Source organism: Azohydromonas australica DSM 1124, from assembly GCF_000430725.1.
In the GTDB taxonomy this organism is placed as follows: domain Bacteria; phylum Pseudomonadota; class Gammaproteobacteria; order Burkholderiales; family Burkholderiaceae_C; genus Azohydromonas; species Azohydromonas australica.
In genome coordinates this window covers 190676-216934 of record NZ_KE387207.1, presented here as the reverse complement: position 1 = coordinate 216934, position 26259 = coordinate 190676, and the positions used below count along the sequence as shown (strand labels likewise).

The window sequence follows — 26259 nt, the reverse complement described above, 5'->3', positions numbered from 1 at the left end:
AAAGTGAGCTAAAGGAGTGCTGATGGCCGGACTTGTCCCGCGATGGTTCCCGCGCCCGCAGCGGGCGCAACTGCGCCGCGCGGCCGTGGCGGCTGCGCTGTGTGCCGCGTTTGCGGCGCAAGCGCAGGCGCCGCTGGCGCCCGAAGTGCCTCAGAACTCGGCCCTGGACGCGCCGCTGCTCTACCAGCTGCTCTACGGCGAGCTGTCACTGCGCAACGGTCAGGCCGGCGACGCCTACCAGATCATTCTTGACGCCGCGCGGCGCACGCGCGAAGAGGGCCTGTTCCGCCGCGCCGTGGAGATCGCGCTGCAGGGACGCGCGGGCGACCAGGCCCTGCAGGCCGCGCGCGCCTGGCGCCAGGCGCTGCCGCAGTCCGGCGATGCGCTGCGCTTCGAGCTGCAGCTGCTACTGGCGCTGCACCGCGGCAACGAGGTGGCCGAGCCGCTGCGCACGCTGCTGGAGCGCAGTCCCGAGGCCGAGCGGCCGGGGCTGATCGCCGCGCTGCCGCGGCTGCTGCAGCGCCAGGACGAGCCGAAGCAGACGGCGCAGCTGCTGGAGACGCTGCTCAAGCCCTACCTCGCCAAGCCCGAGACCCGCACTGTCAGCCGCGTGGCGCTGGGCAGTGCCTGGTTGCTGGCGGGCAACGCGCAGCGCGCGCTGGAGCTGGCGCAGCTGGCGGCGAACGACGATCCCAACTCGGCCGCGCCGGCGCTGCTGGCGCTGGACCTGCTGCCGAAGCAGGTCGCGGCCGACGCCCTGGTGCGCCGCTACCTGGAGCAGCCGCAGGCCGAGCCGGGCGTGCGCCTGGCCTACGCGCGCACGCTGGGCGCCATGCAGCGCTACGGCGAAGCGGTGCAGCAGGTGGAGTTGGTGACCCAGTCCAAGCCCGAGCTGGCGCCGCCGTGGCTGATGCTGGGGGCGCTGCGGCTGGAGCTGCGCGAGAGCGCGCGCGCCGAAGCCGCGCTGCAGCGCTACCTGGAGCTGGTGCGCGACAAGGGCGCCAATCCCAGCGAGGAAGGCGAAGAGGAAGCGCCCGACGAGGCCCGCCAGCGCGGCGTGACGCAGGCGCAGCTGCTGCTGGCGCAGGCAGCGGAGCAGCGCGGCGACGTGGCGCAGGCCGAGCGCTGGCTCTCCGGCATCGACGACCCGCAGCGCCTGGTGGAAGTGCAGTCGCGCCGCGCGCTGCTGCTGGCGCACCAGGGGCGCGTCGAAGAAGGCCGTGCCCTGCTGCACGCCCTGCCCGAGCGCAGTGAGGAAGAAGCCCGGACCAAGTTGCTGGCCGAGGTGCAGTGGCTGCGCGAAATCAAGCGCTGGGACGAGACCTACACGCTGCTGGCGCGCGCCAACCAGCGCTTCAGCGCCGATCCGGACCTGCTGTACGAACAGGCGATGGCGGCCGAGAAGCTCGACCGCCTGGACGAGATGGAGCGCCTGCTGCGCCAGGTGATCGCACTCAAGCCGGACCATCAGCATGCCTACAACGCGCTGGGCTACTCGCTGGCCGAGCGCAACCAGCGGCTGCCCGAGGCGCGCGAGCTCATCAGCAAGGCGCTGGAGATGGCGCCCGGAGACCCGTTCATCATCGACAGCCTGGGCTGGGTCGAGTTCCGGCTCGGCCGCACCGAGGAGGCGCTGCGGCTGCTGCAGCAGGCCTACGCGGCGCGGCCCGACATCGAGATCGCCGCGCACCTGGGCGAGGTGCTGTGGACACTGGGGCGGCGCGACGAGGCGCTGCGCGTGTGGCGCGAGGCGCGCGGGCGCGACGGCAGCAACGAGCTGCTGCGCGCGACGCTGGCGCGGCTGAAGGTCGATTTGTGAAGCGCCGGCGCTGGCTCGCCGCCGCGCTGCTGCCGGCGGTGCTGCTGGCCGCGGGCTGCGCGCAGGCTCCGCGCGCCAGCACGCCGGAGGCGCTGGCCGGGCGCCTGGCGGTGCAGGTGGAAGCCTTCAACGACAGCCCGGCGCGCAGCTTCAGCGCCGCTTTCGAGCTGCAGGGTACGGCCGAGCGCGGCTCGCTGCAGCTGACCTCGCCGCTGGGCACGGTGCTGGCGCGCGCGCGGTGGCTGCCGGGTGAGGCGCGGCTGCAGACCTCGCAGGGCGAGACGCTGGGCGCAAGCCTGGACGCGCTGTCGGAGCGCATGCTGGGCGAATCCATGCCGCTGGCGGCGCTCATCGAGTGGCTGCACGGCCGGCCGTGGACCGGCGCACCGGTGCAGCGGCTGCCCGACGGCTTCGAGCAGCTGGGCTGGCGCATCGATCTCAGCCGCTTCGGCGAAGGCGTGCTGGTGGCGCAGCGGCCGCAGCTGCCGGTGATCGGGGTGCGCGCGCGGCTGGATCAGGCGCCCTGAGCCTTTTCACGCCTTTCTTCTCACGAGATCGACGCAGCGCCGTGCCGGCAACACCGCGGGCCGCGCCAGGGACGGGCGCGTGGCTGGATCAGAATCCCGGGTTTCATTCGCATTGCTGATGAACCGGTGCGGCTTGCGGTACCGGTCGCACCCTTCCCGCCATGTCCCTGCGCGCCCTCTACGACGTCCCGGCCCCGGCCAAGCTGAACCTGTTCCTGCACGTGGTGGGGCGCCGCGCGGACGGCTACCACCTGCTGCAGTCGGTGTTCGTGTTCATCGACTGGTGCGACACGCTGCACTTCGAGCTGCGGCACGACGGGCAGCTGCATCGGCACGACCTGGGGCCGGCGCTGCCGGAAATCGATCTGGCGCTGCGCGCGGCGCGGCTGCTGCAGCAGCGCAGCGGTACGGCGCTGGGGGCGGACATCTCGGTGCTCAAGCGGGTGCCTTGGGGAGCCGGCCTGGGCGGCGGCAGCTCCGATGCCGCCAGCGTGCTGCTGGCCCTCAACCGGCTCTGGGGCCTGCGCTGGAGCCGCGCGCAGCTGCTGGAGCTGGCGCCGCTGCTGGGAGCGGACGTGCCTTTCTTCGTCGGCGGGCGCAACGCCTTCGTGGAAGGCATCGGCGAGCAGCTCACGCCGGTGCACGTACCGGAACAGCGTTTCGCCATCGTGAAACCGCCGGTCGAATTGCCAACGAAAGATATTTTTTCAAGTCCCCTGTTGGCAGGCACCGAAACAGGTGCTACAGTAGCGCTCTTTCCTGCAGACGATGCATCGCAAACGATCTTGCAGCCAGGTTTCGGTCGTAATGATTTGCAAGCCGCCGCTGAGGATCGAGCACCTGAGGTAGCACAAGTTGCCAAATGGTTGCGGGACCGGTACGGCAACAGCCGCATGACAGGTTCCGGAAGTGCAGTGTTTGCAAGAATCGAAAAACATGGTACAATCGCTGTCTTGCCCGAGGCGACAGGCTTGGAAAATGATGCAAGTGCACTGGCATCACTTCCGGCTGATTGGGTAAGCAAGTTGTGCTGCAGTCTTGAACGGCATCCATTGGATGGCTGGTCAGACTGAAAAGTTTTCAGGTGTCAGCGCAAGCTGAAACCGGTGTAGGGGAGTCGCCAAGTTGGTCAAGGCATCGGATTTTGATTCCGACATGCGAGGGTTCGAGTCCTTCCTCCCCTGCCAAATCAATCATCACCAATAAGCTCGCGGCGCCGCATTGACGGCGCCGCGCCGCTTCCAAAACCCGTTTCGACGGAGCGCGCATCGTGTTGTTCAATACCGTGCTGTTCACCGGCAACGCCAATCCGTTGCTGGCCCAGGAAATCGCAACCCACCTGGGCGTCGAGGTCGGCAAAGCCGCCGTCGGCCGCTTCTCCGATGGTGAAGTCACGGTCGAGATCCAACAGAACGTGCGTGCCCGCGACGTGTTCGTGGTGCAGTCCACCTGCGCTCCGACCAACGAGAACCTGATGGAACTGCTCATCATGGTCGATGCGCTCAAGCGTGCCAGCGCACGCCGCATCACGGCCGTGATCCCGTACTTCGGCTACGCGCGCCAGGACCGCCGTCCGCGCTCCACCCGCGTGCCCATCAGCGCCAAGGTCGTCGCCAACCTGCTGGAGACCGTGGGCGTGGAGCGCGTGCTGACCATGGACCTGCACGCCGACCAGATCCAGGGCTTCTTCGACATCCCGGTGGACAACATCTACGCCTCGCCGGTGCTGCTGTCGGATCTCAAGAGCCGCAGCTACTCCGACCTGGTGGTGGTGTCTCCCGACGTGGGCGGCGTGGTGCGCGCCCGCGCGCTGGCCAAGCAGCTGGGCTGCGACCTGGCCATCATCGACAAGCGCCGCCCGGCCGCCAACGTCTCGGAAGTGATGCACGTCATCGGCGAGATCGAAGGCCGCAACTGCGTGATCATGGACGACATGATCGACACCGCCGGCACGCTGGTGAAGGCGGCCGAGGTGCTCAAGGACCGCGGCGCCAAGAACGTGTATGCCTACTGCACGCACGCCGTGTTCTCCGGCCCGGCCATCGACCGCATCCAGAACTCGGCGCTGGACGAGGTGGTGATCACCAACACCATCCCCATGAGCGACGCCGCCCGCGGCTGCCGCAAGATTCGCCAGCTCTCGGTGGCCTTCCTGTTCGCCGAGACCATCCGCCGCATCTCCGACGGCGAGTCGGTGACTTCGCTGTTCGCCGAGCAGAACAATAACTTCTGATGGGACGGGCACCACGCGGTGCCCTTTCCTCTTTTAGTGCAGGCGGCAACGCCTGCGTACACCTTGGGCAGCCTGGTCGCGGGCGCCCGATTCACTTGGAGTGAAGCATGAAATTCGTCGCCTTTGAGCGCACCCTGCAGGGGACCGGAGCGAGCCGCCGCCTGCGCATTGCCGGCAAGGTGCCCGGCATCGTCTACGGCGCCGGCGAGCCGGCCATGATCGAGCTGGACCACAACGCGCTGTTCCACGCCCTGAAGAAGGAAGCCTTCCACAGCTCGCTGCTGGACATGGAGTTCAACGGCCAGACCTCCAAGGTCATCCTGCGTGACTACCAGATGCACGCTTGGAAGCCGATCGTGCTGCACATCGACTTCCAGCGCGTGGACGAGACCACCCGCCTGCACAAGAAGGTGCCGCTGCACTTCGTGAACGAAGAGAACTCGCCGGCCGTCAAGACCGACAAGTGCACCGTGGGCCACGTCACCACCGAGATCGAAGTCGAGTGCCTGGCCGCCCAGCTGCCCGAGTTCCTGACCGTGGACCTGGGCGAACTGGTCAATGGCCAGTCGCTGCACGCTTCCGACCTGAAGCTGCCGGCCAACGTGAAGCTGGTCAACCGCGGCCGCAACCCGGTGATCGCCGTGGCCAACCCGCCCAAGGCCGAAGAAGAGATCATCGCGCCGGTGGTGGCTGCCGCCCCGGCCAAGGGCAAGAAGGGCAAGAAGTAATGCCCGGGAGCGCGAGCTCCCTTGTTCCTCAAAAAAGCCCCGCCACGCGGGGCTTTTTTTCATGGGCCGCCGGCCAGGGCCGGGCTGCGCTGATGCCGCCCGCCACCATGCCGCCGCGACCCCGCTCAACCGCCTCGCGATAATCCCCTCCCATGATTCGACTGCTGGTGGGCCTCGGCAACCCGGGCCCGGACTACGAGGACACGCGCCACAACGCCGGCTTCTGGTGGATCGACGCCGTGGCGCGCCAGTTGCGCACGACGCTGGTGCCCGAGCGCAGCTACTGGGGCCTGGTGGCGCGCGTGAACCGCCCCGAGGGCCCGCTGTGGCTGCTGGAGCCCCAGACCTACATGAACCTCTCGGGCAAGTCGGTGGCGGCGCTGGCGCGCTTCTTCAAGATCGCCCCCGACGAGATCCTGGTGGCGCACGACGAGCTGGACGTGCTGCCAGGACAGATGAAGCTCAAGCGCGGCGGCAGCCACGCCGGGCACAACGGCCTCAAGGACATGCAGGCCCAGCTCGGCAGCGCCGACTTCTGGCGGCTGCGCCTGGGCATTGGCCATCCGGGCGTGAAGGCCGAGGTCGTGAACTACGTACTGAAGAAGCCCTCGCCCACCGACCGCGAGGCGATCCACCAGTGCATCGACAAGTCGCTGCAGGTGCTGGACCTGCTGCTGGCGGGCGACATGGAGCGCGCCACCATGAAGCTCAACGCCCGCCCGCCCCGGCCCAAGCCGCCGCGCCCTGAGGCACCGCCGAAGCCCCCCGAGGGCGGCGGCAGCGGCAACGGCACCGCCTGAGCCGAGCCCGAATCAACGCGCTCCGGAAACGACAAGGCCGGCATGTGCCGGCCTGTAGCGGGAAGCGCGTCGGGAATCAGCTGGACTGCACAGCCGCGGCCTGCAGCCGCCGGTACTTGGCCCAGAGCGTTTCCTTGTCTTCCGCGCGCTGCGGATTCACGGGAATGCAGCTCACGGGGCAGACCTGCACGCACTGCGGCTCGTCGAAGTGGCCCACGCACTCGGTGCAGCGATCCGGGTCGATCTCGTAGAACTCCAGCCCCAGCGAGATAGCCTGGTTCGGGCACTCGGGCTCGCAGACGTCACAGTTGATGCACTCGTCGGTGATCATGAGCGCCATCAACGCTCTCCTTTAACTACGGTGGGTGGCGGCGGCGCGGCAGGCGGCCATCAGGGCCGGGCCACGCGCTCTTGCAGGCGGCGGAGCACGAAGGGTGCCACGAACTTGGAGACATCACCGCCCAGGGTGGCAATCTCGCGCACGAAGGTGCCGCTGACGAACTGGTACTGGTCGCTGGGCGTGAGGAACAGCGTCTCGACGTCCGGCATGAGCTGGCGGTTCATGCCCGCCATCTGGAACTCGTACTCGAAGTCGCTGACCGCGCGCAGGCCCCGCACCACCACCTTGCCGCCATGCTCGACCACGAAGTCGCGCAGCAGGCCGCGGAAGGCGATCACCTCCACGTTGGGATAGGCCCGCGCCGCCTCGCGCGCGATGTCCAGCCGCTCCTCGACGCTGAACATGGTGCGCTTGTGGTGGCCGGCGGCCACGGCCAGGATCAGCCGCTCGAACAGCCGGCTGGCACGGCGCATGAGGTCCTCGTGCCCCAGCGTCAGCGGGTCGAAGGTGCCCGGGTAGACGGCGGTGAGCCGCGTGGAGCTGGTCATGGCTGGACCTCCGGTGGTGAAGCGGTGCCGCGCGCATCCTCGCGCTGCAGCAGATGGAAGAAAACGGCGCCGGCCCGCCCATGCCGGTACAGCCGCAGCCCCGCAGGCGCCGCCGCCAGCAGCGATGGGGCCTCCAGGTAGACGAACCCACCTTCGGCCAGCAGCGGGCGTGCCGCCACCAGCGATGCATCGAACAGATCGGCATCGAAGGGCGGATCCAGCAGCACCAGCTCGAAGCTCGCCGGCGCGGCGCTGCGCATCCAGGCGAGGGCCTCGGCCTGCCGCACTTCCAGCTGCGCAGCCTTCAGGCGCTGCTGCGAGGCGCGCAGGCTGGCCACGAGCTGCGCATCGCGCTCCAGCAACACGACCTTCGCCGCACCGCGCGAGGCGGCCTCGAAGCCCAGCGCGCCGCTGCCTGCGTAGGCATCGAGCACGCGCCAGCCCGTGAGCTCCTGGCCCAGCCAGTTGAAGAGGGTTTCGCGCACCCGGTCCGGCGTGGGCCGCAGCCCGGGCTTGTCCGCCACCGGCAGCTTGCTGCGCTTCCACAGCCCGCCGATGAGCCGCACCTCGCGTGGCGCGGTGGGCGCGGCCGGACGGGCGCTCTTGGCACCGGCGCCGGCGGCAGGCTGTTGGGATGCCGAGGCGCCGCCACGCGGGCTGCGCGCCTCGCGCGGCGGCACGTTGCGGGTCATGGCCGGACAGGAATGCCGTCGCGCGCCAGCAGCGCCTTGGCCTGCGCCACGGTGAACTCGCCGTAGTGGAAGATGCTCGCCGCCAGCACCGCGTCGGCACCGCCGACACGGATGCCTTCCGACAGATGCTCCAGCGCGCCCACGCCGCCCGAGGCGATCACGGGCACCGGCACCGCATCGCTCACGGCGCGGGTGAGTTCCAGGTCGAAGCCGATCTTGGTGCCGTCGCGGTCCATGCTGGTGAGCAGGATCTCGCCGGCGCCGTGCTCGGCCATCTGCTTCGCCCACGCGACCGCGTCGAGGCCGACGTTCTTGCGCCCGCCGTGCGTGTACACGTCCCAGCCGGGACCGCGCGCGGCCAAGTCGTCGCCCTGGCGCCGCTTGGCGTCGATGGCCACCACGATGCACTGCGCGCCGTACTTCTCGGAAGCGTCGCGGATCACCTGCGGGTTGGCCACGGCGGCGGAGTTGAAGCTGACCTTGTCCGCGCCCGCGTTGAGCAGCCGGCGCACGTCTTCCACGGTGCGCACGCCGCCGCCCACAGTCAGCGGGATGAACACCTGCGAGGCCACGGCCTCGATGATGTGAAGGATCACGTCGCGGCCATCGCTGGTCGCGGTGATGTCCAGGAAGGTCAGTTCGTCGGCGCCCTGGTCGTTGTAGCGCGCGGCGATCTCGACCGGGTCGCCCGCGTCGCGCAGCTCAACGAAGTTGACGCCCTTGACGACGCGCCCGCCCGTGACGTCCAGGCAGGGAATGATGCGTTTGGCGAGCATGTTCAGCGGGGGGAGACGCCTTCGAGCAGCTCGTCGGCACGCGCCTGCGCGGCGGCGAAGTCCAGCGAGCCGGTGTAGATGGAGCGGCCGCAGATCACGCCTTCCACGCCCTCGCCGTACACCTCGCACAGCTTCTCGATGTCGGCCATGTTGGACAGGCCGCCCGAGGCGATGACGGGGATGGTGAGCGCCTGCGCCAGCTTCACCGTGGCGTCGATGTTGATGCCGGTGAGCATGCCGTCGCGGCCGATGTCGGTGTAGATCACGCCTTCGACGCCGTAGTCCTCGAACTTGCGCGCCAGGTCCACGACTTCGTGGCCGGTGAGCTTGCTCCAGCCGTCGGTGGCGACCTTGCCATCCTTGGCGTCCAGGCCCACCAGGATGTGGCCGCCGAAGGCGCTGCAGGCGTCCTTCAGGAAGCCCGGGCTCTTCACCGCGGCGGTGCCGATGATGACGTAGCTCAACCCGTCGTCCAGGTAGCGCTCGATGGTGTCGAGGTCCCGGATGCCGCCGCCAAGCTGCACCGGGATCTCGTCGCCCACTTCGGCGAGGATCGACTTGATCGCCGCCTCGTTGACCGGCTTGCCCGCGAAGGCGCCGTTGAGGTCCACCAGGTGCAGCCGGCGTGCGCCGGCATCAAGCCAGCGCCGCGCCATGGCGGCCGGGTCCTCGCCGAAAGTGGTGGATGCGTTCATGTCGCCTTGTTGCAGACGCACGCAGTTGCCGTCCTTGAGGTCGATGGCCGGAATGAGAAGCATGGCTCGGCGGAGCAATTAGGGGTTGAGGGAAGAAAACCGATGGCTCGGTACTTCAGGGCTTCCAGTGCAGGAAGTTGCGGTAAAGCGCCAGGCCGTGCGCCGCGCTTTTTTCCGGGTGGAACTGGGAGGCAAAAATGTTATCCCTCGCCACCACACAGGTAAAGCTGCCGCCGTAGTCGCTTTCCCCGGCGCTGTGCGCGAGGTTTTCGGGTACGGCGAAATAACTGTGCACGAAATAGAAGAAGGCTTCGTCCGGCACACCTTGCCAGATGGGGTGCGACTGCGTCTGGCGCACTTGGTTCCATCCCATGTGCGGCACCTTGTAGCGGCTGCCGTCGGGCTGCAGCCGGCCTTCGAGCTGGAAGCGGCGCACGCGGCCCGGGATCAGCCCCAGGCCCGGCGTGTCCTGCTCCTCGCTGTGGTCCAGCAGCATCTGCATGCCGACGCACACGCCCATGAGCGGCTTGTTGGTGGCCGCTTCGAGCACGGCTTCGCGCAGGCCCGAATGGCTCAGCTCGTTCATGCAGTCGCGCATGTGGGACGGCGCTTCGGCCGGCCGGTGCTGGTCCAGCTCGCGCATGCAGTCGCGCATGGCGCCCTGCCCCGGCAGCACGATGCGCTCGGCCGCACGCACTTCTTCAGGACGCGAGGTGATGACGACGTCCAGGCCCGAGTCCTGGGCTGCGTGCAGCACGGCCTGCGACACTGAGCGCAGGTTGCCCATGCCGTAATCAACGACCGCGACGGTGCGGTTGCTCATTTCAGAGACACCCCTTGGTGGAAGGAATCACGTCGGCCGCGCGTTCATCGACCGTCCACGCCATGCGCAGCGCGCGCCCAAAGGCCTTGAAGATCGTCTCGCACTGATGATGTGCGTTGACGCCCTTGAGGTTGTCGATGTGCAGGCTCACCAGGGCGTAATTCACGAAACCCTGGAAGAACTCGAACACCAGCTGCGTGTCCAGCGCGCCGATCATGGCGCGCGTGAAGTTGACGTCCATGTGCAGGCCCGGGCGGCCCGAGAAGTCCACCACCACGCGCGACAGCGCCTCGTCCAGCGGCACGTAGCTGTGGCCGTAGCGCACCAGCCCCTTCTTGTCGCCCACGGCCTTGGCCACGGCCATGCCCAGCGTGATGCCCACGTCCTCCACCGTGTGGTGGCCGTCGATGTGCAGGTCGCCCGTGCACTCCACCTCCAGATCGACCAGCCCGTGGCGGGCGATCTGGTCCAGCATGTGGTCGAAGAAGCCGATGCCGGTGGCCAGCTTGGCTTGTCCAGTGCCGTCGAGGTTGATGCGCACGCGGACTTGCGTTTCCTTGGTATCGCGCCGCACTTCGGCGATACGGGGTTCCCGGGACAACATTACAGGCTCGCTTTCAGGGCGTCGATCATCAGGCGGTTCTCTTGCGGCGTGCCCACCGTCAGCCGGAGGCAGTTCTCCAGCAGCGGGTGCAGCGCCGACACGTTCTTCACCAGCACGCCGCGCGACTTCATGCCCGCGAAAGCCGCCTTCGCATCGGGCACGCGCACCAGGATCATGTTGGCTTCGCTCGGATACGGCTTGACGCCGGGCAGGTCGCGCAGTTCGTCCAGCAGCTTCGTGCGCTCCTCGCGCAGCACCGCCGCCTGGCGCGCGAACTCGTCGGCGTGCTCCAGCGCGAACAGCGTGGCCTCGGCGTTGAGCGCGCTGATGTTGTAGGGCGGGCGCACCTTGTCGATCTCGTGCACCAGCGCCGCCGCGCCGGCCATGTAGCCCAGGCGCACGCCGGCCAGGCCGAACTTCGACAGCGTGCGCATCACCAGCACGTGCTCGTGCTGCGCCATGCGCTGCATCCACGAGCGCGAGGAGAAGGGCTGATAGGCCTCGTCGAACACCACGAAGCCGCAGCCCAGCGCGCCCACCGTGTCCACGATGCGCTGCACGATGGCTTCGTCGAACAGGTTGGCGGTCGGGTTGTTCGGGTAGGCGATGTAGGTGATGGCCGGGCGGTGCTCCTCGATGGCGGCCAGCATCGCGGCCTCGTCCAGCTCGAAGTCGGGCGTCAGCGGCACGCTCACGAACTGCAGGCCCTGCAGCTTCGCGGACATCTCGTACATCACGAAGCCCGGCAGCGGCGCCAGGATCTTCGCGCCCGGCCGGTCGCAGGCCAGCGCCAGCAGCGAGATCAGCTCGTCCGAGCCGTTGCCCAGCATCAGCGCGCAGCCCTCGGGCAGCTCGACGTATTTCGACAGCGCCGCGATCACGTCGCCCACGCAGCTGGTCGGGTAGCGGTTGATCGCCACCTGGCCCAGCCGCTCGCCCAGCGCCGCCTGCAGCGCAGGCGGCAGGCTGAACGGGTTTTCCATCGCGTCGAGCTTGACCAGCCCGCGGCTGTCCTGGATGGCGTAGGCGTGCATGGACTGCACGTCCTGGCGGATCACGCGCTGCATGCGCTCCTGGAGGGAAGTCGTCAGCGCGGTCATCACGCGTCCTTTTTCAGTCGGAATTCCGCCGCCTGCGCGTGGGCCTGCAGGCCCTCGCCATAGGCCAGCTCGGCGGCGACGCGGCCCAGTTGCTGCGCGCCCTGCTCGCTCACCTCGATCAGGCTGCTGCGCTTCTGGAAGTCATAGGTGCCCAGCGGCGAGCTGAAGCGCGCCGTGCCGGAGGTCGGCAGCACGTGGTTGGGGCCGGCGCAGTAGTCGCCCAGGCTCTCGCTGGTGTAGGCGCCCAGGAAGATCGCGCCCGCGTGGCGCAGCAGCGGCTCCCAGCGGTGCGGCTCGCTGGAGCTGACCTCCAGGTGCTCCGGCGCGATGCGGTTGCTGATCTCGCAGGCCTCCTCCATGGAGCGCGTGTGGATCAGCGCGCCGCGCCCTTCCAGCGAGGCGCGGATCACGTCCGCGCGCGGCATGCCCGGCAGCAGCCGCTCGATGGCCTCGCGCACCTGCGCGATGTAGCCGGCGTCCGGGCACAGCAGGATGCTCTGCGCCAGCTCGTCGTGCTCGGCCTGGCTGAACAGGTCCATCGCGACCCAGTCCGCCGGCGTGCTGCCGTCGGCCAGCACCAGGATCTCGCTCGGCCCCGCGATCATGTCGATGCCCACCTGTCCGAAGACGCGGCGCTTGGCGCTGGCCACGTAGGCGTTGCCCGGGCCGGTGATCTTGTCCACGCGCGGGATGGTGGCCGTGCCGTAGGCCAGCGCCGCCACCGCCTGCGCGCCGCCGACGGTGAAGGCGCGGTGCACGCCCGCCACGTAGGCCGCGGCCAGCACCAGCGGGTTCTTCTCGCCCCGGGGCGTCGGCACCACCATGACGATTTCCGGCACGCCCGCGACGTGCGCCGGGATGGCGTTCATCAGCACGCTGGAGGGGTACGCGGCCTTGCCGCCGGGCACGTAGATGCCCACGCGGTCCAGCGGCGTGACCTTCTGGCCCAGCAGCGTGCCGTCCTCGTCGCGGTAGCTCCAGCTCTTGCCGCTGGCTTCGAGCTGGCGCTCGTGATAGCTGCGCACCCGCTGGGCCGCGAATTCCAGGGCCTCGCGTTGCGCCGGGGTGATGGCGTCGAAGGCCGCTTTCAGCTCCTCGCGGCCCAGCTCCAGCGCCGAGACGCTGTCGGCCTGCACGCCGTCGAAGCGGGCCGTGAACTCCAGCACCGCCGCGTCGCCGCGCTCGCGCACGGCCTCGATGATCTCCGCCACGCGATGCTCGATCGCGGCATCGGTCTCGGCCGACCAGTGCAGCACGCGCTGGAAGGCTGATTCGAAATCCGCGTCGGCGGTGCTGAGGTGGCGCAGCTGGAGGCTCATGGAAGGTACGGGAGTGATGGGGCCAAGGGCCGTGGGAAGGAAGCGGAAGGAAGGGTTAGGCGGAACAGGTGGAAGAGTCGGGAATGGCGCCGGCGAAGGCGTCGATGAGCGGCTTGAGCGCGGCGCGCTTGAGCTTCAGCGCGGCCTGGTTCACGACCAGGCGCGAGGAGATCGGCATGATCTGCTCGACCTCCACCAGGTTGTTGGCGCGCAGCGTGGAGCCGGTGGACACCAGGTCCACGATGGCGTCAGCCAGGCCGGTGAGCGGCGCCAGCTCCATGGAGCCGTAGAGCTTGATCAGGTCCACGTGCACGCCCTTGTCGGCGAAGTGCTGGCGCGCGATGTGGGTGTACTTGGTGGCCACGCGGATGCGCGAGCCCTGCCGCACGGCGGCCTCGTAGTCGAAGTCCGCGCGCACGGCTACGCTCATGCGGCAGCTGGCGATGCGCAGGTCCAGCGGCTGGTACAGCCCGGTGGCGGTCTCGCCGCCGGCGTGCTCCAGCAGCACGTCCAGGCCCGCGACGCCCAGGTCCGCGCCGCCGTACTGCACGTAGGTCGGCACGTCGGTGGCGCGCACCAGCACCACGCGCACTTCCGGGCGGTTGGTGGGCAGGATCAGCTTGCGCGACTTCTCGGGGTCCTCGCCCACCTCGATGCCCGCGGCACGCAGCAGCGGCAGGGTCTCTTCGAAGATGCGGCCCTTGGACAGCGCCAGGGTGATGGTTTCGTTCATGGGACGGCTCAGGCCTTCACGCGCTCGATGTCGGCGCCGACGGCGCGCAGCTTTTCTTCCATGCGGTCGTAGCCGCGGTCCAGGTGGTAGATGCGGTCCACCCGCGTTTCGCCCTGCGCCACCAGCCCGGCGATGACGAGGCTGGCCGAGGCGCGCAGGTCGGTGGCCATGACGGTGGCGCCGGAGAGGCCGCTCACGCCCTGGATCAGCGCCGTGTGGCCCTCGACCTCGATGTTGGCGCCCAGCCGCATCAGCTCGTTCACGTGCATGAAGCGGTTCTCGAAGATGGTTTCAGTCACCTTCGAAGCGCCCTCGGCGATGCAGTCCAGCGCCATGAACTGCGCCTGCATGTCGGTCGGGAACGCCGGGTACTCGCTGGTGCGGAAGCTCACCGCCTTGAGCCGGCCATCGCCGCGCACGCGGATCCAGTCGGCGCCGGTTTCGAGCTGCACGCCCGCCTCGCGCAGCTTGTCCAGCACGGCGTCGAGGTGGTCGGGGCGGGTGTTCTTCAGCAGCACGTCGCCGCCGGTGGCGGCCACGGCACAGATGAAGGTGCCGGTCTCGATGCGGTCGGCGACGATGCGGTGCGGCTCGCGCGGCGCGTGCAGCCGCTCCACGCCCTGGATGCGGATGCGGCTGGTGCCGTGGCCCTCGATGCGCGCGCCCATGGCGATCAGCATCTCGGCCAGGTCCACCACCTCGGGCTCCTGCGCCGCGTTCTCCAGCACCGTCTCGCCCTCGGCCAGCGTCGCGGCCATGAGCAGGTTCTCGGTGCCGGTGACGGTGATCATGTCGGTGGTGATGCGCGCGCCCTGCAGGCGCTGCGCGGTGGCGACGATGTTCCCGTGCTCCACCGTGATCTGCGCGCCCATGGCCTGCAGGCCCTTGATGTGCTGGTCCACCGGGCGCGAGCCGATGGCGCAGCCGCCGGGCAGCGACACCGTCGCGCGGCCCAGGCGCGCCAGCAGCGGCCCCAGCACCAGGATCGAGGCGCGCATGGTCTTGACCAGCTCGTAGGGCGCCACGGGCTGGACATCGGCGCCGGCATCGATGAGCACCGCGTCGTCGCCGGGCTCGCCGCGCTGGGCGCACCAGTCGGCCTGCACGCCCATGTTGCGCAGCAGCGCCAGCGTGGTGCCCACGTCGCGCAGGCGCGGCACGTTGGCCAGGCGCACGGGCTCGGCGGTGAGCAGCGCCGCGCACAGTTCGGGCAGCGCCGCGTTCTTGGCACCGGAGATGGCAATCTCGCCCTTCAGGGAGCGGCCGCCGCGGATCAATAGTTGGTCCATGCTGGGTTGGGCGGCTTCGGCGGCGAAGGGGCCTGCGCTCGCCGCGCACACCCACCGCGGCGACGAGGCCGCGTAAGGCGTCAGTGGTGGTGGTCGGCCGAAGGCTGCTGTTGCGCCGCCCACTCGGCGGGCGTGAGGGTCTTCATCGACAGCGCGTGGATTTGTTCGCGCATGCGATCACCCAGGGCGGCGTAGACGCGCTGATGGCGTGCCACGCGCAGCTTGCCTTCGAACTGGGCGGACACGATGGTGGCGAAGAAATGGCGTCCGTCGCCCTCCACCTCCAAGTGCGTGCAGTCGAGGCCGGCGGCGATGTAGTCGCGGACTTCTGAAGGGGTCGGATCGGCCATGGTGGCGCGATTCTACCGGTGCACGCCGGGTACCCCCGGCTCGCTGGGCCTTCCGCGCGGCCCGAACCCGTAACCAAGTCCTTGCGCAGGCCGCGCTCACACCCCCGGGAAAAGCTCAATGCCGCAGCTTGTACCCGCTGCGCAGCAGCTGCAGCGCGATGGCGGCGACGACCAGGAAGCTCGTGCCCACCACCGCCAGGCTGGTCCAGGGCGAGACGTCGCCCACGCCGAAGAAGCCGTGGCGGAAGCCGTCGATCATGTAGAAGAAGGGGTTCAGGTGGCTCACGCCCTGCCAGAAGCCCGGCAGCGAGTGCACCGAGTAGAAGACGCCGGAGAGGAACGTCATCGGCATGATGATGAAGTTCTGGAACGCGGCCATCTGGTCGAACTTCTCGGCCCACAGCCCGGCGATCAGCCCCAGCGCCCCGAGCATGCCGGCACCCAGCACGGCGAACACCACGATCCACAGCGGCGCCTCCAGCCGCGGCAGCGCGAAGGCGGCCGTGACCAGGAACACCCCCAGCCCCACGACCAGCCCGCGCACCATGGCCGCGCCCACGTAGGCGGCGAACCAGGCCCAGTGCGACAGCGGCGTCACCAGCAGGAACACCAGGTTGCCGGTGATCTTGCTCTGGATCAGCGAGCTGGAGCTGTTGGCGAAGGCGTTCTGCAGCACGCTCATCATCACCAGCCCCGGGATCAGGAAGCTCGTGTAGGCCACGCCCGGATAGACCTGCACGTGCTCCTCCAGCACGTGGCCGAAGATCAGCAGGTACAGCACCGCCGTGAGCACCGGCGCCGCCACGGTCTGGAAGCCGACCTTGTAGAAGCGCAGCACTTCCTTCTTGAACAGCGTTCCCGCGCCTTCGAAATTCATGCCGCCACTCCCTGCGTACCTTGTGCACCCTGCGCAGCCGGCTGTTCGGCGCCCTGCATGATCTCGATGAACACGTCTTCGAGATCGGCGCGGCCGATCTCCAGCTCCTCCACCCGCACCTGCGCCTGGCGCAGTGCCGCCAGCAGCGTCTCCACCTCCGCCGCGTCATGCGCCTTGAGCTGCACGATGCGCCCGGTCACGCGCGCCTGGGGCGCGAGCTGGGGCGGCAGCGCGTCGTCGGTCTTGAAGCGCAGCATGGTGCTGGCGGTACCGGCGAGCAGGTTGGCGGTGCGGTCCAGCGCCACGATGCGCCCGCGCTTGAGCATGGCGATGCGGTGGCACAGGGCCTCGGCCTCTTCGAGGTAGTGGGTGGTCAGCAGCACGGTGTGGCCCTGGCGGTTGAGCTTGGCGATGAACTGCCACAGCGTCTGGCGCAGCTCCACGTCCACGCCGGCGGTGGGCTCGTCCAGCACGATCACGGGCGGGCGGTGCACCAGCGCCTGCGCCACCAGCACGCGGCGCTTCATGCCGCCGGAGAGCTGGCGCATGTTGGCGCCGGCCTTGTCCTCCAGCCCCAGCTCATAGAGCACTTCATCGATCCAGTCGTCGTTGTTCTTGACGCCGAAGTAGCCGCTCTGGATGCGCAGCGTCTCGCGCACGCTGAAGAAGGGGTCGAAAACGAGCTCCTGCGGCACGATGCCCAGCTGCTTGCGCGCCTGGGCGTAGTCGAGCACCACGTCGTGGCCCATGACCGTGACGCGCCCGGCGCTGGCGCGGTTGAGCCCGGCCAGGATGCTGATGAGCGTGGTCTTGCCCGCCCCGTTGGGGCCGAGCAGCCCGAAGAACTCCCCGCGGCCGATGTCGAAGCTGACGTCGTCGAGGGCCTGGAAGGTCCCGCGGAAGGTGTTGTAGGTCTTGCTGACTTCCTGGAAGCTGACGGCTGGCATAGGGGCGGGATTGTAGGGAGGCAGCCCCGGGAACCGGGGTTGCGGGGCGACTGAGCAGCGGCCCCAGTCAGCAGGCCGCGCGCCTACCCATGCGCGACGTGCCCGGCCTCCTACGCCGCCCCCTCCAGCGCCCTCCTCCGCTCCGCCTTCGGCAGCTTCGCCAGCCGCTTCACCTCGGCGTGGAAGCGTGCCCAATCGCCGCCCTGGCGCTCGAAGAGGCGGATGAAGTCGGGCACCAGGTCGCCGTAGGCGCCCTGCACCGCCAGCGCGGCGTTGTTGGCGCGGCGCACCCAGCCGTCGTAGGCGCCGTCGCCGCCCCAGGACGTCTGCTTCACCCGCTCGTACTCGGCGCGGAACTCGGCCATCAGCGCCGCCTTGCGCTCGCGCTTGGCCTCGTCCGTCGCATCGCCGCGGTAGAGCGCGTCCAGCCGGGCGCGCAGGCCGCGCGTCAGCGTGCGGAACTGCTCGCGCCGCGCCTCGATGTGCTCGTGTTCCTCGCGCAGCTTCGGGTTGCCGCGATGCGCCAGCCAGCGCTCCAGCCCCAGGCGCTCGACGGCGGTGGCGTAGGACTCGTTGAAGGGCGTGTCGTCGTCCGCATACGCCTCCTGGTGCGCCAGCTCGTGGAACAGCAGCCGCGCCAGCTCCGTCTCCGGGCCCAGCGCGAAGGTGTTGAGCAGCGGGTCGCCGCCGAGCCAGTTGCTCCAGCCCAGCGTCGAGTAGGCCGGCACGCCGTACACAGACACCTCCCAGCCGGCGGTCTTGAGTTCCTCGCCCAGCGCGCGCGCCTGCTCGCGGTCGAAATAGCCGCGGTAGCCCACGCAGCCCAGCACTGGGAAGCACCAGGTCTTCAGCTGCAGCGACAGCTCCGGCGCCGCCACCACGTTCCACACCGCGGCGTCGCGCCGCAGGTCGGCGTAGCGGCGGTAGCTGGCGTTGTCGGGCAGCTTCAGCTCGGTGACGGCGAACTCGCGCATCTCCTGGCTCAGGCGCAGGCGCTCGCGCAGCGGCTCCGAGGTCGCCTCGTCCCGCACCCACTCCTTCACCGGGCGCGCGCTGGTCAGCAGGTTGAGGTGGCCGCGCAGGGAGTCCGCGTAGTAGCCGACGGTGCCGCAGCCGCCCAGGACGGGCAGGACTGCGGCCAGCAGCGCCAGGCGAAGCGCGCGCCTCACGCCGGCCGCACCTCCACCAGGCAGTCGTAGAACGAGGGCCCGCCGCCCATGTCCGTCAGGCGCTGGTGCGTCAGCTCGTTGACGTTGCGCCCGTCCAGCCCCAGCTTGCGCCACCAGACGCCCAGGCCGTTGACCACGCCCGGCCGCGCCCGGGTGCTCACGCGCGCGCGCAAGGTGACCTCGCCGCGGTCGTTGAACACGCGCACCAGCGAGCCGTCCACCACGCCGCGCGCCATGGCGTCGTCCGGCGCGATCTCCAGCACCGGCTCGCCCTCGATGTCGCGCAGGCTCTTCACGTTGACGAAGGTGGAGTTCAGGAAGTGCCGCGCCGGCGGGGAAATCATGGCCAGCGGGTAGCGGCGGGACAGCTCCGGCGCGGCCTCGGCGCTCTCGTAGTTCGGCACGAAGTCCGGCACGCCCAGGCCCGGGGCATCGATGGAGACCTTGCCGTCCGGCGTCGGGAAGCCGCCCTCGGCGAAGGGCGCGTCCGGAATCGGCAGCGTCACCCAGCCGCGCCCGCGCAGCTCCTCGAAATCCACGCCCTTGAGCGCGGCGCGCGCCAGCGCCTCGTCGTCGTCCTGGAAGCACGGGTCGGTGAAGCCCATGCGCGCCGCCAGCAGTCTGAAAATCTGCGTGTTGGGCTTGGCCTCGCCCAGCGGCGCAATGGCCGGCTCGTTGATCAGCACGTCGGTGTGGCCGTAGGACGTGTGCACGTCCAGGTGCTCCAGCTGCGTGGTGGCGGGCAGCACGATGTCGGCGTGGTCGGCGGTGTCGGTCATGAACTGCTCCAGCACGACCGTGAACAGGTCCTCACGCTGGAAGCCCGCCGCCACCTGCGCCGACTGCGGCGCCACCGCCAGCGGGTTGCTGTTGTAGACCACCACCGCCTCGATGCGCGGGCCGAAGCCGGCCGAGGGCTCGCGCAGCAGGTCCTGCCCGATGGTGCTCATGTTGATGGTGCGCGGGCGCCGGCCCGCCAGCAGGTCCGGGCGCTGCAGCGCCGCGTCGTTGCGCACCCGGCCGGCCCAGCCCGAGGCCGACAGCAGCAGCCCGCCGGCACGGTGGCGCCAGGCCCCGGTGAGACAGGGCAGCAGCGCGATCAGCCGCACCGCGTTGCCGCCGCCGCGCACGCGCTGCATGCCGTAGTTCAGGCGGATGGCGGCGGGCTGGATGGTCGCGTAGTCCTGCGCCAGCTCGCGGATCAGCGCCGCGTCCACGCCGCAGGCCTCGGCGGCGCGCTCCGGCGTCCACTCCAGCGCGCGCGCCTTGAGCTTCTCGAAGCCGCTGACGTGGCGCGCGATGTAGTCGTGGTCCAGCGCGTCCAGGCGGATGAGCTCGCTGATCAGCGCCAGCGCCAGCGCGCCGTCGGTGCCCGGGCGCAGCGCGAGGTGGCGGTGGCACTTGTCGGCGCTGTCGGTGCGGCGCGGGTCGATGCACCACAGCTTGGCGTCGGCGCGCTTGGCCTGCTGCGCACGGGTCCAGAAATGCACGCTGGAGGTGATGGGGTTGCTGCCCCAGATCACGACCAACTTGCTCTCGGCGAAGAACTGCACCTGCATGCCGACCTTGCCGCCGTAGGTGGCGGCCAGCGCCGCGCCGCCGGCGGAGGCGCAGATGGTGCGGTCCAGCAGCGAGGCGCCGATCTGGTGGAAGAAGCGCGCCGCCATCGACTCGCCCTGCAGCAGCCCCATGGTGCCGGCGTAGCTGTAGGGAAGGATCGCCTCGGGGTCGCGCGCGGCGACGGCCTTGAGCCGGGCGGCGACGGTGTCCAGCGCCTCGTCCCAGGAGATGCGCTGGAACTGCCCGCTGCCCTTGGGGCCGACGCGCTTCATCGGGTACAGCAGCCGCTCGGGGTGGTAGGTGCGCTCGGTGTAGCGGCTGACCTTGGTGCACAGCGCGCCGAGGGTGCGCTCGTGCTCGGGGTCGGCCTGCACGCGCACGGCCACGCCGTTCTGCACGCTCACGCGCAGCGCGCAGGTGTCGGGGCAGTCGTGCGGGCAGGCGCCGTGGACCTGCGTCACGGGCGCGGCCGGGTCGGCGGCGGGGAAGGAAAGCGGGGAAGCGGGGGCCTGGACGTCCATCGTTCAACTATTGCACAGCCCCTTCAGGGTCACCCGAAGAGGGGATGGCGGAGGCTAAGATTCCCGGCAGCCGCCTGAGCAGGAGCCCCTTGATGTTGTTGATTGATTCCATCCTGGCCGAGGCCGCGGCGATTGCCGAGCTGCGCCGGGACATCCACGCCCATCCCGAACTGTGTTTCGAGGAAGTGCGCACCGCCGACCTCGTGGCCCGCAAGCTGGAGGGCTGGGGCATCGAGGTGCACCGCGGGCTGGGCCGCACCGGGCTGGTGGGCGTGATCCGCAACGGCACCTCTTCCCGCGCCGTGGGCCTGCGCGCCGACATGGACGCGCTGCCGGTGACCGAGCACAACCACTTCCCGCACGCCAGCCGCCACCCCGGGAAGATGCACGCCTGCGGCCACGACGGCCACACCGCCATGCTGCTGGCCGCGGCGCAGCACCTGGCACGCACGCGCAACTTCGACGGCACGGTCTATCTGGTGTTCCAGCCGGCCGAGGAAGGCGGCGGCGGGGCGCGGGAAATGATGCGCGACGGCCTGTTCGAGCGCTTCCCGATGGAAGCCATCTTCGGCGCCCACAACTGGCCGGGGCTGGCGGCGGGACAGATCGCGGTGAAGAGCGGGCCCTGCTTCGCCTCCAGCAACGAGTTCAAGATCGTGCTGCGCGGCAAGGGCTGCCACGGCGCGATGCCGCACATGGGCACGGACCCGGTGCCCGCGGCGTGCCAGATGGTGCAGGCCTTCCAGACCATCCTGACGCGCAACAAGCACCCGCTGGACACCGGCGTAATCTCGGTGACCATGATCCACACCGGCGAGGCCACCAACGTCATCCCCGAGAGCTGCGAGATGCAGGGCACGGTGCGCACCTTCACCACGGAGGTGCTGGACCTGATCGAGCGCCGCATGCGCCAGATCGCCCGCTCCACCGCCGAGGCCTTCGAGCTGGAGTGCGATTTCGAGTTCGACCGCAATTACCCGCCCACCGTGAACCACGAGGCCGAGAGCGCCTTCATCCGCCAGGTGGGCGCGGAGGTGCTGGGCGAGCAGAACGTGCAGGAGTTCGTCGCCACCATGGGCGCCGAGGACTTCAGCTATTTCCTGCAGGAGAAGCCGGGCTGCTATTTCGTGATCGGCAACGGCGGCGGCGAGCACCGCGACGGCGGCCACGGCCTGGGGCCCTGCACGCTGCACAACCCCAGCTACGACTTCAACGACCAGCTCATCCCCATCGGCGCCTCGCTGTGGGTGCGGGTGGCGGAACGCTGGCTGCAGACCCCGCGCTGAACCGAGCCGAGGCAGCGCCCTTCACTTCCTTCCCCCAGGAGGCCTCCATGGACGATGCGGAAACCTTCTTCTCCCGCAGCTACCAGGAGGCCCGAGGGAAGTTCCTGGCGGCGGCCGAAGCGGCCGACCTGGACGTGCATTCCGAGATCCACCCGCTGCTGGGGCGCGACGGCGAAACCCTGGCGCTGGACGTGGTGCGCAGCGGGCCGCGCGATGCGGAAAAACTGCTGATCGTCAGCAGCGGCTGCCACGGCATCGAGGGCTACGCCGGCGCCGGGGTACAGATCGCGCTGCTGCGCGACGCCGACTTCCTGGCCGAGGCGCGCTGCGGCGGTGTGGCGGTGCTGTTCCTGCATGCGCTGAACCCGTGGGGCATGTCGTGGTGGCGCCGCGTCACGCACGAGAACATCGACCTCAACCGCAATTTCATCGACTTCCACCAGCCGCTGCCGAAGAACCCGGGCTACGACGCGCTGCACGCGCTGCTGGTGCCGGCCAGCGCCACCTGGCCGCCGCCGCCGGAGAACGAAGCCAGGCTGCAGGCCGAGATGGCGCGCCAGGGCGTGGCGGCGCTGCAGCAGGCGATCAGCGGCGGGCAGTACTCGGAGCCCGAAGGCTTGTTCTACGGCGGCCACGCGCCGAGCTGGAGCCAGCAGGCGCTGCGGCACGTGCTGCGCGACCACGCGACGCAGTGCGCCAGGCTCGGCTGGATCGACCTGCACAGCGGGCTGGGGCCCACGGGCATGGCCGAGCCGATATTGGCCGGCGACGGGCGCGACGAGGCCTTGTTGCGCCGGGCGCAATCGTGGTGGCCGGGGCTGAAATCCACCCATGACCACAGCTCCAGTTCCGCCGAAACCTCCGGCGCGATGTCGTGCGTGGTGGCGCAGGAGTGCCTGCAGGCGCAATACACGGGGATCGTTCTCGAATTTGGCACCGTGCCGTTATTGCACGTGCTGCAGGCGTTGAGGGCGGACCAGTGGCTGGAGAATCATCCGGAGAGGCCACTGCAGACGCCACAGGCGCAGGCCATTCGGGAAGCGATGTTCCGGACCTTCTTCGTGGATACGCCGGACTGGAAGGAAGCTTTGCTGAAACAGGGTCTGGAGAGGATTCGGGACGGGCTCAAGGGACTGAGAGAAAACCCTGTCCAAGCGCCTGCGTGACAGTCCTTGGCCAAGGCTCCTGATTTTTCAAACAGACGCCAAGCGAAAAATGGAGCGCGGCATTTAAACCGCGCCCCATCCTGCACTGGGCCTTGAAGGCAACGTATTTCTCAAGCCACGCCCAGCGCTTTCAATTCCCCCGCCACCTGCTGAATATCCCGGAACAGCACCGCCTCCCACCCAAACGCCCGAGCCGCCTGCACGTTCGCCGGATGGTCGTCGATGAACACCACCGGCTCCCCCGCCAGCCCGAACTGCTCGTGCGCCAGCTCGTAAAAGCCGCGCTCAGGCTTCATGCGCTTCACGCGCCCGGAAAACAGCCCGCCGTCGAAAACCTCGAAGAAGCGGTGGTGCCGCTCCAGGTGGTCCGCGTAGGGCACCGGCATGTTGGAGAAGAAGTGCTGCCGCAGCCCCTGCCGGTGAAAGCGCTCCAGCAGCGCCACGCTCTCGGGCAGCGGCTGCAGTTCCTCGTACACCGCCGCGATCACCGCGTGCACCTCGGCCTCGCTCAGGCCCGTGCGGCGCGCGATGCGGTGCGCCAGCGCCGGCTCGTCGAGGTCGCCGCGGTCGAAGGCGCCCCAGTCGCCGCCTTCCACGAAGAAGCGCTGGCCCCACGCCGCGGCGCTGGCCTCGTCATGCGCGTGGCGCGGCAGCACCTGGCGCAACAGCAGCGCCGGGCGCCAGCGCAGCAGCACGGCGCCCAGGTCCCAGATGACTCTCATCCCCTCAATCTCCCCAGCAGCCCGGCGGTGGAGCTGTCCAGCCCCGTCACGTCACCAGTTTCGAAGCGTGGCAGCAGCGCGTTGCACAGCGCCTTGCCCAGCTCCACGCCCCATTGGTCGTAACTGTTGATACCCCACACCACGCCACTGGTGAAGACGCGGTGCTCGTACAGCGCCACCAGCGCGCCCAGGCTGCGCGGCGTGAGCTGCTCCAGCAACAGCGTGGTGCTGGGCCGGTTGCCGGGGAAGCTGCGGTGCTGCGCCAGCACCGCGCGGTCGATGTCGGGCGCGGCCGTCGGCGCCTTCTCGTTCAGCGCCTCGTCCGCCGTCTTGCCCAGCATCAGCGCCTGCGACTGCGCCAGGCAGTTCGCCAGCAGCTTCACTTGCAGGTCCGCATGCGGGTGCGCCGGCTCGCGCACGGCGATGAACTCCACCGGGATCACGTCCGTGCCCTGGTGCAGCATCTGGAAGAAGGCGTGCTGGCCGTTGGTGCCGGGCTCGCCCCACACCAGCGGACTGGTGGCGAAGGGCACTTCCTCACCGTCGTAGTCCACGCGCTTGCCGTTGGACTCCATCTCCAGCTGCTGCAGGTACGCCGGCAGCCGCGCCAGGCCCTGGTGGTAGGGCGCGACGCAACGGCTGGTGAAGCCGTGGAAGTTGCGGTTCCATACCTCCAGCAGGCCCATGAGCGCGGGCAGGTTCTCTTCCAGCGGCGCCTCGGCGAAGTGCCGGTCCATGGCGTGCGCACCCCCCAGCAGCTCGCGGAAGCCCTGCGCGCCGATGGCGATGGCGATCGGCAGCCCGATGGCGCTCCACAGCGAATAGCGCCCGCCCACCCAGTCCCAGAAGCCGAAGGTCTTGTCGATGCCGAAGGCGGCCGCCGCCGTCACGTTGGTGGTCGTGGCGGCGAAGTGCCGTGCGATGTCCACGCCGCCCTTTTCCAGGAACCACGCACGCGCCACCTGCGCGTTGGCCATGGTCTCTTGGGTCGTGAAAGTCTTGCTGGCGACGATGAAGAGCGTCGTGGCCGGGTCCAGCTGCGCCAGCAGCGGCGCGATGTCGTGGCCGTCCACGTTGGACACGAAGTGGCTGCGCAGCCCCGGCTGGGTGTAGGGCTGCAGCGCCTTGACCACCATCAGCGGGCCCAGGTCGGAGCCGCCGATGCCGATGTTCACCACGTCGGTGAAGCCGGCGCCGCGCACCTCCTCGGCATAGGCCAGCATGTGCTCCAGCACGTGGTGCACCTCGTCGCTGAAGGGGCCCTGCCCCCTGGGCGCACGCAGCGCCGTGTGCAGCACGGCGCGGCCCTCGGTGGTGTTGATGGCCTCGCCGGCGAGCATGGCGTCGCGCCGGGCCTCCAGCCGGACCTCGCGCGCCAGCTCCAGCAACAGCCGCCGCGTGGCCTCGTCCCAGCGCTGCTTGGACAGGTCGGCGAACACCTCCGGCGCCTGCAGGCTGAAGCGCTCGAAGCGCTGCGGGTCCTGGCGGAAGATCTCGCGCAGGTCCAGGTCGCGGCCATGGGCCTGCCAATGGCCGCGCAGGCTGCTCCAGGCCACGGTCTTGTCGCCGCGCACGAAGCCGGCGGCGGCAGGTTCGGGCGCGGCGGCGCTCACTTGCGCAGCTCCTCGATCATGCGGTCGAGCTTCGCGGCGTCGGCCGCGAAGGCGCGGATGCCCTCGGCGAGCTTGTCGCTGGCCATGGCGTCCTCGTTGAGCGCGTAGCGGAAGCCGGGCTCGTTCAGGGTGCGGGCGTGGATCTCCATCGCCTTGGCCGCCTGCGGGTCGAGCCGGCGCGGCACCGGGCCTTCGCTGCCCTGCAGCGCGGCGAGCAGGTCGGGGCTGATGGTGAGCAGGTCGCAGCCCGACAGCGCCAGGATCTGCCCGGCGTTGCGGAAGCTCGCGCCCATGACCTCGGTGGCGATGTCGAAGTGCTTGTAGTAGTTGTAGATGGCGCTGACGCTCTTGACGCCGGGGTCGTTCTCGCCGGCGTTGGCGGCCTCGTCCCAGGCGGCGCCGGCCTGCTTCTTGTACCAGTCGTAGATGCGGCCCACGAAAGGCGAGATCAGCGTCACGCCGGCGTCGCCGCAGGCCACGGCCTGACAGAACGAGAACAGCAGCGTGAGGTTGCAGTGGATGCCCTCGTGCTCCAGGGCCTTGGCCGCCTGGATGCCCTCCCAGGTGGCGGCGATCTTGATCAGCACCCGGTCGCGCGAGATGCCCGCGCGCTCGTACAGGCCGATGAGGTGGTGCGCCCGCGCGATGGTGCAGGCGGTGTCGAAGCTCAGCCGCGCATCGACCTCGGTGCTCACGCGGCCGGGCACGACCTTCAGGATCTCCAGGCCGAAGCGCACCAGCACCTCGTCCACCACGCGCTCCAGCGGCGCGCGCGGGTGCGCCTTCACCACCTCCGTCAGCAGCGGCGCGTACTCCGACTGCTGCACCGCCTTGAGGATCAGCGACGGGTTGGTCGTGGCGTCGCGCGGTGCGAACTGCGCCAGCTGCCGAAAGTTCCCGGTGTCGGCGACGACGATGGTGTGCTGCTTGAGCTGCTCGAGTTGGTTCACGGCGTTGGAATCCTGCAGGCGGCGCCTGCGCTGCGTTCAGACACGATCGCGGCGTTACCGTGACGCTGTTGG

At 69.5% G+C, this 26259-nt stretch carries 27 protein-coding genes and 1 tRNA gene; 9 read left to right on the top strand and 19 right to left on the bottom strand.

Annotated features, from left to right (window positions below):
* The first annotated feature begins 22 nt into the window (after positions 1-22).
* The 7 genes from H537_RS46040 (at position 23) to pth (ending at position 6107) form a co-directional block, all read left to right on the top strand.
* Complete coding sequence (locus H537_RS46040; RefSeq protein WP_043460387.1) at positions 23-1819, top strand: tetratricopeptide repeat protein; 1797 nt, start codon at positions 23-25, stop codon at positions 1817-1819.
* The gene (locus H537_RS0128550; protein WP_029000592.1) at positions 1816-2346 is read left to right on the top strand and encodes an outer membrane lipoprotein LolB; all 531 of its coding nucleotides are present in this window, start codon (positions 1816-1818) and stop codon (positions 2344-2346) included. The genes H537_RS46040 and H537_RS0128550 overlap by 4 nt, the downstream gene beginning before the upstream one ends.
* A gap of 161 nt (positions 2347-2507) precedes the next feature.
* Complete coding sequence (ispE, locus tag H537_RS0128545; RefSeq protein WP_029000591.1) at positions 2508-3419, top strand: 4-(cytidine 5'-diphospho)-2-C-methyl-D-erythritol kinase; 912 nt, start codon at positions 2508-2510, stop codon at positions 3417-3419.
* A 37-nt stretch (positions 3420-3456) separates the two neighbouring features.
* A tRNA-Gln gene (locus H537_RS0128540) sits at positions 3457-3533 on the top strand.
* An 83-nt stretch (positions 3534-3616) separates the two neighbouring features.
* The gene (locus tag H537_RS0128535) at positions 3617-4579 is read left to right on the top strand and encodes a ribose-phosphate pyrophosphokinase (protein WP_029000590.1); all 963 of its coding nucleotides are present in this window, start codon (positions 3617-3619) and stop codon (positions 4577-4579) included.
* A 107-nt stretch (positions 4580-4686) separates the two neighbouring features.
* Entirely contained in the window at positions 4687-5307 is a 621-nt protein-coding gene (locus H537_RS0128530) for a 50S ribosomal protein L25/general stress protein Ctc (protein WP_029000589.1), read from the top strand.
* Between the two features lie 152 nt (positions 5308-5459).
* Positions 5460-6107, top strand: coding sequence for an aminoacyl-tRNA hydrolase (gene pth, locus H537_RS0128525; RefSeq protein WP_029000588.1), 648 nt, complete (start codon positions 5460-5462; stop codon positions 6105-6107).
* Positions 6108-6183: 76 nt separating this feature from the next.
* On the opposite strand, the gene H537_RS0128520 is transcribed toward pth, so the two are convergent.
* From H537_RS0128520 to H537_RS0128445, 16 genes are all read right to left on the bottom strand, one after another.
* Entirely contained in the window at positions 6184-6447 is a 264-nt protein-coding gene (locus H537_RS0128520; protein ID WP_029000587.1) for a YfhL family 4Fe-4S dicluster ferredoxin, read from the bottom strand.
* Positions 6448-6497: 50 nt separating this feature from the next.
* Positions 6498-6995, bottom strand: a complete 498-nt coding sequence (coaD, locus tag H537_RS0128515; protein ID WP_029000586.1) for a pantetheine-phosphate adenylyltransferase — start codon at positions 6993-6995, stop codon at positions 6498-6500.
* Positions 6992-7687 (bottom strand): 16S rRNA (guanine(966)-N(2))-methyltransferase RsmD, encoded by a 696-nt coding sequence (rsmD, locus tag H537_RS0128510; RefSeq protein WP_029000585.1) that lies wholly within the window; start codon positions 7685-7687, stop codon positions 6992-6994. Before rsmD ends, coaD begins: the two co-directional genes overlap by 4 nt.
* Complete coding sequence (gene hisF / locus H537_RS0128505; RefSeq protein WP_029000584.1) at positions 7684-8463, bottom strand: imidazole glycerol phosphate synthase subunit HisF; 780 nt, start codon at positions 8461-8463, stop codon at positions 7684-7686. The genes rsmD and hisF overlap by 4 nt, the downstream gene beginning before the upstream one ends.
* Positions 8464-8465: 2 nt before the next feature.
* A complete protein-coding gene (hisA, locus tag H537_RS0128500; RefSeq protein WP_029000583.1) occupies positions 8466-9221 on the bottom strand; it encodes a 1-(5-phosphoribosyl)-5-[(5-phosphoribosylamino)methylideneamino]imidazole-4-carboxamide isomerase in 756 nt (251 codons plus the stop codon).
* A gap of 52 nt (positions 9222-9273) precedes the next feature.
* Positions 9274-9981 (bottom strand): imidazole glycerol phosphate synthase subunit HisH, encoded by a 708-nt coding sequence (hisH, locus tag H537_RS0128495; RefSeq protein WP_029000582.1) that lies wholly within the window; start codon positions 9979-9981, stop codon positions 9274-9276.
* Between the two features lies 1 nt (position 9982).
* A complete protein-coding gene (gene hisB / locus H537_RS0128490) occupies positions 9983-10585 on the bottom strand; it encodes an imidazoleglycerol-phosphate dehydratase HisB (RefSeq protein WP_043460385.1) in 603 nt (200 codons plus the stop codon).
* The gene (gene hisC, locus H537_RS0128485; protein ID WP_029000580.1) at positions 10585-11685 is read right to left on the bottom strand and encodes a histidinol-phosphate transaminase; all 1101 of its coding nucleotides are present in this window, start codon (positions 11683-11685) and stop codon (positions 10585-10587) included. Before hisC ends, hisB begins: the two co-directional genes overlap by 1 nt.
* Entirely contained in the window at positions 11685-13004 is a 1320-nt protein-coding gene (gene hisD / locus H537_RS0128480; RefSeq protein ID WP_029000579.1) for a histidinol dehydrogenase, read from the bottom strand. The genes hisC and hisD overlap by 1 nt, the downstream gene beginning before the upstream one ends.
* Positions 13005-13059: 55 nt before the next feature.
* Positions 13060-13737, bottom strand: a complete 678-nt coding sequence (hisG, locus tag H537_RS0128475; RefSeq protein ID WP_029000578.1) for an ATP phosphoribosyltransferase — start codon at positions 13735-13737, stop codon at positions 13060-13062.
* A gap of 8 nt (positions 13738-13745) precedes the next feature.
* Positions 13746-15026, bottom strand: a complete 1281-nt coding sequence (gene murA, locus H537_RS0128470) for a UDP-N-acetylglucosamine 1-carboxyvinyltransferase (protein WP_029000577.1) — start codon at positions 15024-15026, stop codon at positions 13746-13748.
* Positions 15027-15106: 80 nt separating this feature from the next.
* Positions 15107-15376 (bottom strand): BolA family protein, encoded by a 270-nt coding sequence (locus tag H537_RS0128465; protein ID WP_029000576.1) that lies wholly within the window; start codon positions 15374-15376, stop codon positions 15107-15109.
* Between the two features lie 115 nt (positions 15377-15491).
* Positions 15492-16253: an ABC transporter permease gene (locus tag H537_RS0128460; protein ID WP_029000575.1), complete on the bottom strand. Its 762-nt coding sequence runs from the start codon at positions 16251-16253 to the stop codon at positions 15492-15494.
* Positions 16250-17200, bottom strand: coding sequence for an ABC transporter ATP-binding protein (locus tag H537_RS0128455; protein WP_029000574.1), 951 nt, complete (start codon positions 17198-17200; stop codon positions 16250-16252). The genes H537_RS0128460 and H537_RS0128455 overlap by 4 nt, the downstream gene beginning before the upstream one ends.
* A gap of 110 nt (positions 17201-17310) precedes the next feature.
* Positions 17311-18369 carry an aminopeptidase gene (locus tag H537_RS0128450; RefSeq protein ID WP_043460383.1) on the bottom strand — a complete coding sequence of 353 codons (1059 nt, stop codon included), beginning with the start codon at positions 18367-18369 and terminating at the stop codon, positions 17311-17313.
* Complete coding sequence (locus tag H537_RS0128445; protein WP_084151004.1) at positions 18366-20450, bottom strand: molybdopterin-containing oxidoreductase family protein; 2085 nt, start codon at positions 20448-20450, stop codon at positions 18366-18368. Before H537_RS0128445 ends, H537_RS0128450 begins: the two co-directional genes overlap by 4 nt.
* A 92-nt stretch (positions 20451-20542) precedes the next feature.
* Here H537_RS0128445 and H537_RS0128440 point away from each other — a divergent pair, with 92 nt between their 5' ends.
* Both H537_RS0128440 and H537_RS0128435 read left to right on the top strand, forming a co-directional pair.
* Positions 20543-21736 (top strand): M20 aminoacylase family protein, encoded by a 1194-nt coding sequence (locus H537_RS0128440; protein ID WP_029000571.1) that lies wholly within the window; start codon positions 20543-20545, stop codon positions 21734-21736.
* A gap of 47 nt (positions 21737-21783) precedes the next feature.
* Positions 21784-22902, top strand: coding sequence for a M14 family metallopeptidase (locus H537_RS0128435; protein WP_029000570.1), 1119 nt, complete (start codon positions 21784-21786; stop codon positions 22900-22902).
* Between the two features lie 110 nt (positions 22903-23012).
* Here the strand turns inward: H537_RS0128435 and H537_RS46035 are convergent, their stop codons facing one another.
* Genes H537_RS46035 through tal form a run of 3 tightly spaced genes read right to left on the bottom strand, consistent with a single transcriptional unit; the run spans position 23013 to position 26187 of the window.
* Positions 23013-23624 (bottom strand): HAD family hydrolase, encoded by a 612-nt coding sequence (locus H537_RS46035; RefSeq protein WP_043460380.1) that lies wholly within the window; start codon positions 23622-23624, stop codon positions 23013-23015.
* Positions 23621-25237 (bottom strand): glucose-6-phosphate isomerase, encoded by a 1617-nt coding sequence (pgi, locus tag H537_RS0128425; protein WP_238446830.1) that lies wholly within the window; start codon positions 25235-25237, stop codon positions 23621-23623. Before pgi ends, H537_RS46035 begins: the two co-directional genes overlap by 4 nt.
* Positions 25234-26187: a transaldolase gene (tal, locus tag H537_RS0128420; RefSeq protein ID WP_029000568.1), complete on the bottom strand. Its 954-nt coding sequence runs from the start codon at positions 26185-26187 to the stop codon at positions 25234-25236. The genes pgi and tal overlap by 4 nt, the downstream gene beginning before the upstream one ends.
* Positions 26188-26259 lie beyond the last annotated feature (72 nt).

What these genes read in the sequence shown, in the direction of transcription:
- H537_RS46040 (WP_043460387.1), top strand. Translation starts at nt 23, where the DNA reads ATGGCCGGACTTGTCCCGCGATGGTTCCCGCGCCCGCAGCGGGCGCAA.
- ispE (WP_029000591.1), top strand. Translation starts at nt 2,508, where the DNA reads ATGTCCCTGCGCGCCCTCTACGACGTCCCGGCCCCGGCCAAGCTGAAC.
- H537_RS0128530 (WP_029000589.1), top strand. Translation starts at nt 4,687, where the DNA reads ATGAAATTCGTCGCCTTTGAGCGCACCCTGCAGGGGACCGGAGCGAGC.
- pth (WP_029000588.1), top strand. Translation starts at nt 5,460, where the DNA reads ATGATTCGACTGCTGGTGGGCCTCGGCAACCCGGGCCCGGACTACGAG.
- H537_RS0128520 (WP_029000587.1), bottom strand. Translation starts at nt 6,447, where the DNA reads ATGGCGCTCATGATCACCGACGAGTGCATCAACTGTGACGTCTGCGAG.
- coaD (WP_029000586.1), bottom strand. Translation starts at nt 6,995, where the DNA reads ATGACCAGCTCCACGCGGCTCACCGCCGTCTACCCGGGCACCTTCGAC.
- rsmD (WP_029000585.1), bottom strand. Translation starts at nt 7,687, where the DNA reads ATGACCCGCAACGTGCCGCCGCGCGAGGCGCGCAGCCCGCGTGGCGGC.
- hisF (WP_029000584.1), bottom strand. Translation starts at nt 8,463, where the DNA reads ATGCTCGCCAAACGCATCATTCCCTGCCTGGACGTCACGGGCGGGCGC.
- hisA (WP_029000583.1), bottom strand. Translation starts at nt 9,221, where the DNA reads ATGCTTCTCATTCCGGCCATCGACCTCAAGGACGGCAACTGCGTGCGT.
- hisH (WP_029000582.1), bottom strand. Translation starts at nt 9,981, where the DNA reads ATGAGCAACCGCACCGTCGCGGTCGTTGATTACGGCATGGGCAACCTG.
- hisB (WP_043460385.1), bottom strand. Translation starts at nt 10,585, where the DNA reads ATGTTGTCCCGGGAACCCCGTATCGCCGAAGTGCGGCGCGATACCAAG.
- hisC (WP_029000580.1), bottom strand. Translation starts at nt 11,685, where the DNA reads ATGACCGCGCTGACGACTTCCCTCCAGGAGCGCATGCAGCGCGTGATC.
- hisD (WP_029000579.1), bottom strand. Translation starts at nt 13,004, where the DNA reads ATGAGCCTCCAGCTGCGCCACCTCAGCACCGCCGACGCGGATTTCGAA.
- hisG (WP_029000578.1), bottom strand. Translation starts at nt 13,737, where the DNA reads ATGAACGAAACCATCACCCTGGCGCTGTCCAAGGGCCGCATCTTCGAA.
- murA (WP_029000577.1), bottom strand. Translation starts at nt 15,026, where the DNA reads ATGGACCAACTATTGATCCGCGGCGGCCGCTCCCTGAAGGGCGAGATT.
- H537_RS0128465 (WP_029000576.1), bottom strand. Translation starts at nt 15,376, where the DNA reads ATGGCCGATCCGACCCCTTCAGAAGTCCGCGACTACATCGCCGCCGGC.
- H537_RS0128460 (WP_029000575.1), bottom strand. Translation starts at nt 16,253, where the DNA reads ATGAATTTCGAAGGCGCGGGAACGCTGTTCAAGAAGGAAGTGCTGCGC.
- H537_RS0128455 (WP_029000574.1), bottom strand. Translation starts at nt 17,200, where the DNA reads ATGCCAGCCGTCAGCTTCCAGGAAGTCAGCAAGACCTACAACACCTTC.
- H537_RS0128445 (WP_084151004.1), bottom strand. Translation starts at nt 20,450, where the DNA reads ATGGACGTCCAGGCCCCCGCTTCCCCGCTTTCCTTCCCCGCCGCCGAC.
- H537_RS0128440 (WP_029000571.1), top strand. Translation starts at nt 20,543, where the DNA reads ATGTTGTTGATTGATTCCATCCTGGCCGAGGCCGCGGCGATTGCCGAG.
- H537_RS0128435 (WP_029000570.1), top strand. Translation starts at nt 21,784, where the DNA reads ATGGACGATGCGGAAACCTTCTTCTCCCGCAGCTACCAGGAGGCCCGA.
- H537_RS46035 (WP_043460380.1), bottom strand. Translation starts at nt 23,624, where the DNA reads ATGAGAGTCATCTGGGACCTGGGCGCCGTGCTGCTGCGCTGGCGCCCG.